This window comes from Pseudophaeobacter leonis, from assembly GCF_002087335.1.
Lineage (GTDB): Bacteria > Pseudomonadota > Alphaproteobacteria > Rhodobacterales > Rhodobacteraceae > Pseudophaeobacter > Pseudophaeobacter leonis.
This window is the reverse complement of sequence record NZ_MWVJ01000097.1, coordinates 1-3,430: the sequence shown is the minus strand read 5'-3', so window position 1 is coordinate 3,430 and position 3,430 is coordinate 1. Positions and strand designations below refer to the sequence as shown.

General features: G+C 53.1%; 3 protein-coding genes. 2 read left to right on the top strand and 1 reads right to left on the bottom strand.

Annotated elements, in window-relative coordinates; genetic code table 11:
- The first annotated feature begins 1,752 nt into the window (after positions 1 to 1,752).
- Together B4968_RS18440 and B4968_RS18435 are read left to right on the top strand one after the other, a co-directional pair.
- The gene (locus B4968_RS18440; protein ID WP_241525841.1) at positions 1,753 to 1,950 is read left to right on the top strand and encodes a type II toxin-antitoxin system HicA family toxin; all 198 of its coding nucleotides are present in this window, start codon (positions 1,753 to 1,755) and stop codon (positions 1,948 to 1,950) included.
- Positions 1,951 to 2,052: 102 nt separating this feature from the next.
- Positions 2,053 to 2,457 (top strand): type II toxin-antitoxin system HicB family antitoxin, encoded by a 405-nt coding sequence (locus B4968_RS18435; protein ID WP_083100815.1) that lies wholly within the window; start codon positions 2,053 to 2,055, stop codon positions 2,455 to 2,457.
- A 191-nt stretch (positions 2,458 to 2,648) separates the two neighbouring features.
- On the opposite strand, the gene B4968_RS18430 is transcribed toward B4968_RS18435, so the two are convergent.
- Complete coding sequence (locus B4968_RS18430) at positions 2,649 to 2,942, bottom strand: hypothetical protein (RefSeq protein ID WP_083100814.1); 294 nt, start codon at positions 2,940 to 2,942, stop codon at positions 2,649 to 2,651.
- Positions 2,943 to 3,430: the final 488 nt, after the last annotated feature.

Genomic DNA, 3,430 nt, shown 5'->3' with positions numbered 1-3,430 from the left:
CGAAGCAGCCGTTCAACCCATTGTGCAGCATTTTTGTTGGCCAGAGGGCAGCAGTGCGGACGAAGTGAGCTTTCGCCGCGGCTGCGCCAAAGTCGGCTTCTGAATTGGAACATGCCGAACGCGTCAATGAATTCCGGCTAAGGATACTTCACTCTCCTAGCGCCCATGTGTATCACGCCGATTTCTGTCTTCGATCCGCTCGTTCTCGGCGTTTGTCCGGTTCACTAAGTCTAGATCCGTTGCCTCCATTCCTAGCGGAGGGTTCTTAGGATCATACCTCGGGGGGAGGAACAAAGCTGTCAATTTTCGGAAGAATTCAAACATCAATCAAACCCATTTTGTTGTCAACCAGCGTGCGTGAAACTCGGTGTGACCTACCTCTGAATTCCAGTGTTGCCATCACAGCGCATTGTTGCTGGTCTCGTTCAAGTCACGGAAGCGCTCTGCCAACCTAGGTGGGGCGCAAGGGCGTGACAAGGGCTGAGCTAAAGACCTCCGCAAAGCTGGAACGGTAATGTTTGAGAACGCGGCCCGCGAGGATTTCCTGGAGAGCGGACATTTAGGACGGATGCAGCATACGACACTTCGGGCTCACAGCGGACTTGCGGCGGTGCAGCGTGTGGTTTTCACCGACACTCTGTCGCCGGTCTGATCGGCACACCTGGTTGACTGCTGTCAGCCCAAACCGGACCCAAGGCAATAGACGCGAATTTGGAATACCTGACCTTCGCTGCGCAACGCACGAACTGGTAAGTTGCGGACGAAGCGCTCTTTCGCTGCGGCTGCGCCAATGGCTGGTTTAGATGCTATCGCCTCCTAATCAACGTTAGAGCGGAGCACTGCAAAAACGCGATGGGAACCCAACAAGAGCACGCCGCTACTTGGCTGCATGACAATCGATAGTTTCGGCCAATCGGGGCCCAGACAGTCGATTCCCCGTGTATAAACTTCGAAACCCTGGGAACTGGTTCGTTCCAAACCCAGTTGAGACCAATCTCCGCCGAAAGAACCAAACGTGCGCCTGTCATTTGTCCAAGTCTCTAAGACCGGCGCGGCTAATTCGCAGGTAAATTCTTGGGAAAACTCAATATACTGCCCTTCGATGACAACGAGGTTACCCATCAACGGGGAAACACGCTCCGAGTAGCGCTCCCCAATGACACCAGTGGAGACTATGGAAGTTGCAAACCAGCTGCCGTTTAGTTCTGCGGGCTGAGCACCAGACAGATTTGGAACTGCGATGCAAAGTAAGAGCATCAACAGCATTCGCCTCGCGATGAAATGAAGCGATATTGGCATAGCGTTACAATTTCCCATTGAGTAGAACCATGAGGACACAGATCTTAATAGCAGACATTCGTACACTGTGCAGCATCGGTCGAAGTGGGCTCTCACCTGCTGTTCGCCGCAGCCTACACGAAGGTCCGCTGTCGGCAAACGGGCCAAACTTTGCAAACTCCGTTTTCTGCGCACAGCCGACCTTGGTGCGCAGCGCAACCGCAACATGCGGGCTTCGGTCTGCTAGGGCTTGAATGGCCGCTTTTGCCTGTCTGACGGGTAACCTCTCGCAGGTGCGGCTAATGCCTGCACTCCGCCCATCCTGTAAGCGCGAGCGCCTAGGCTTGAACACGCGAGCGCAAGGCTGACCTCAGCTAGGAAGCAAGCCCCGAAACCTTTTGGTCCGGCAATAATTACGGGAAATTATGTGTATTAAAATACACATTCTTCTTGCACCCACTTCAGGCAGTGTGTATGAATATACACATGATAGAGCGAGACAGTAAGAGGATCATCAAGAAACTGATTGAGCAAGGCTATACCAAGATCCACCACAGAGGATCACACGTAAAGCTTCGCAAAGGTGAGCAAACGGTGATCGTACCACACCCCAAGCGGGACCTGCCAACCGGCACCGCCCGCGCCATAGCAAAGCAAGTGGGCTGGATTTAATCCAGCCCACCAGCACCAAAACAAAAAACACTGTTTCGCTCAACAGTGAGAGCCGCGCCCCATAGCAAGAGCCCGGCGCACTAGGAGACGAAAGGATGAAAGATGAATTTTATTGCCGTAGTACATCACGAAGAAGGTAGCGCAACCGGCGTGCATTTTCCTGATGCGCCCGGCTGTTTTGCTGCCGCTGATGATCCAGCAGACATCTTGCAAAACGCGATTGCCGCGCTAGACGACTATTTTGCAGATGGCCACGAGGTGCCAGAGCCACGAGGCATTGAGGCCATCAGACTTGAGGCAAAAGAGGATCTTGCAGAAGGGGCCTATCTCATGGCCGTTCCGCATATTCCCAATTTGGCAAAAGTCGAGAGAGTGAACGTGAGCTTTGAAAAAGGGTTGCTCAACGCGATTGACACCCAAGCCAAGCTTTCAGGCTACAAAACCCGATCAGCGTTTCTTGCAATGGCCGCTCGCAAAGAAATCGAGCAAACCCGCGAAAGCGCTTAAACACTTGCCCCGGCAGCGCTGAGCCGCCGGGGCGACAGCACCAGGGCGATAGGCCGCGCCCGGCGTACAATCCAGCGCACGAAACTCCGCAACAGCCCCCACCATAAAAATTGAGCCACAAAGAGCCAGAACCGCGAGGCTGAGGAAATCCACCTTGCGCAGCCTGCGGCGGCATGGATGAACCGGCCCCCTCATGGCGCAACGCCCAAGATTGCGCGCAAGGCAACCTCAAGCTTTCCCCAGATCATAGACAAGGCAGTCACCAGCGCAGCCAAACCAAGGATCACGCTGCGCCACCGGGCGCGCACAATGCCCTTGGCTTCTTCATACCGGGCCAGTTCAACCAGCGTCTCACCATGATCCAGAATTTTGCGAACCTGAGCCAACTCGCCCGTTTCCAGCTTGTCGCCACCCTCCCCAAGCGCAGATTGCAGCTTGGCGAGAATTGTCAAAATCTGCTCATCAGCAGTTATTTGATCAGTCACTTTATCCCTTTCACATTTGCGGGGCCATCGCCCAAAACTGAAAGAGGCCCGCCCGGTGAAACCGGGCGGACCTCGCAAGCATTTCTCATAAAGTATCACAGGCTCAAAATTGGGAAGCGCGCAAAATCCGTGAACGCATCAAAGCACCAGCGCGTAATAGATTGATATATAATGGATTTACAAAACTACCATTGCCCTTGGTAAGGGAGAGGTCGAGAGTTCGATTCTCTACAGCAGCACCAGTAAATACCCCCTTAAGTTATTGAAATAACAGCACTTTCAAAGGGCGGTATTTGGGTAAAAACGCAAAACCTATAAAATTCATATGCATACTTTTAATGTTTATGTGCAAATGTTTTTGGAAGGATTTGCACAAAATCCGCACACGCCCGAAAATATGCGCCCACAAAAAAGTTTGATTCGCATATCTCACCCGTGGCGGGCGCAGGCATCGGTCAAAACCCAATCATCAGTGATCCGGGCAACCA

Excerpts from the sequence above, each read along its gene's own strand:
- B4968_RS18440 (WP_241525841.1), top strand. The coding sequence starts at position 1,753 with ATGAATATACACATGATAGAGCGAGACAGTAAGAGGATCATCAAGAAA.
- B4968_RS18435 (WP_083100815.1), top strand. The coding sequence starts at position 2,053 with ATGAATTTTATTGCCGTAGTACATCACGAAGAAGGTAGCGCAACCGGC.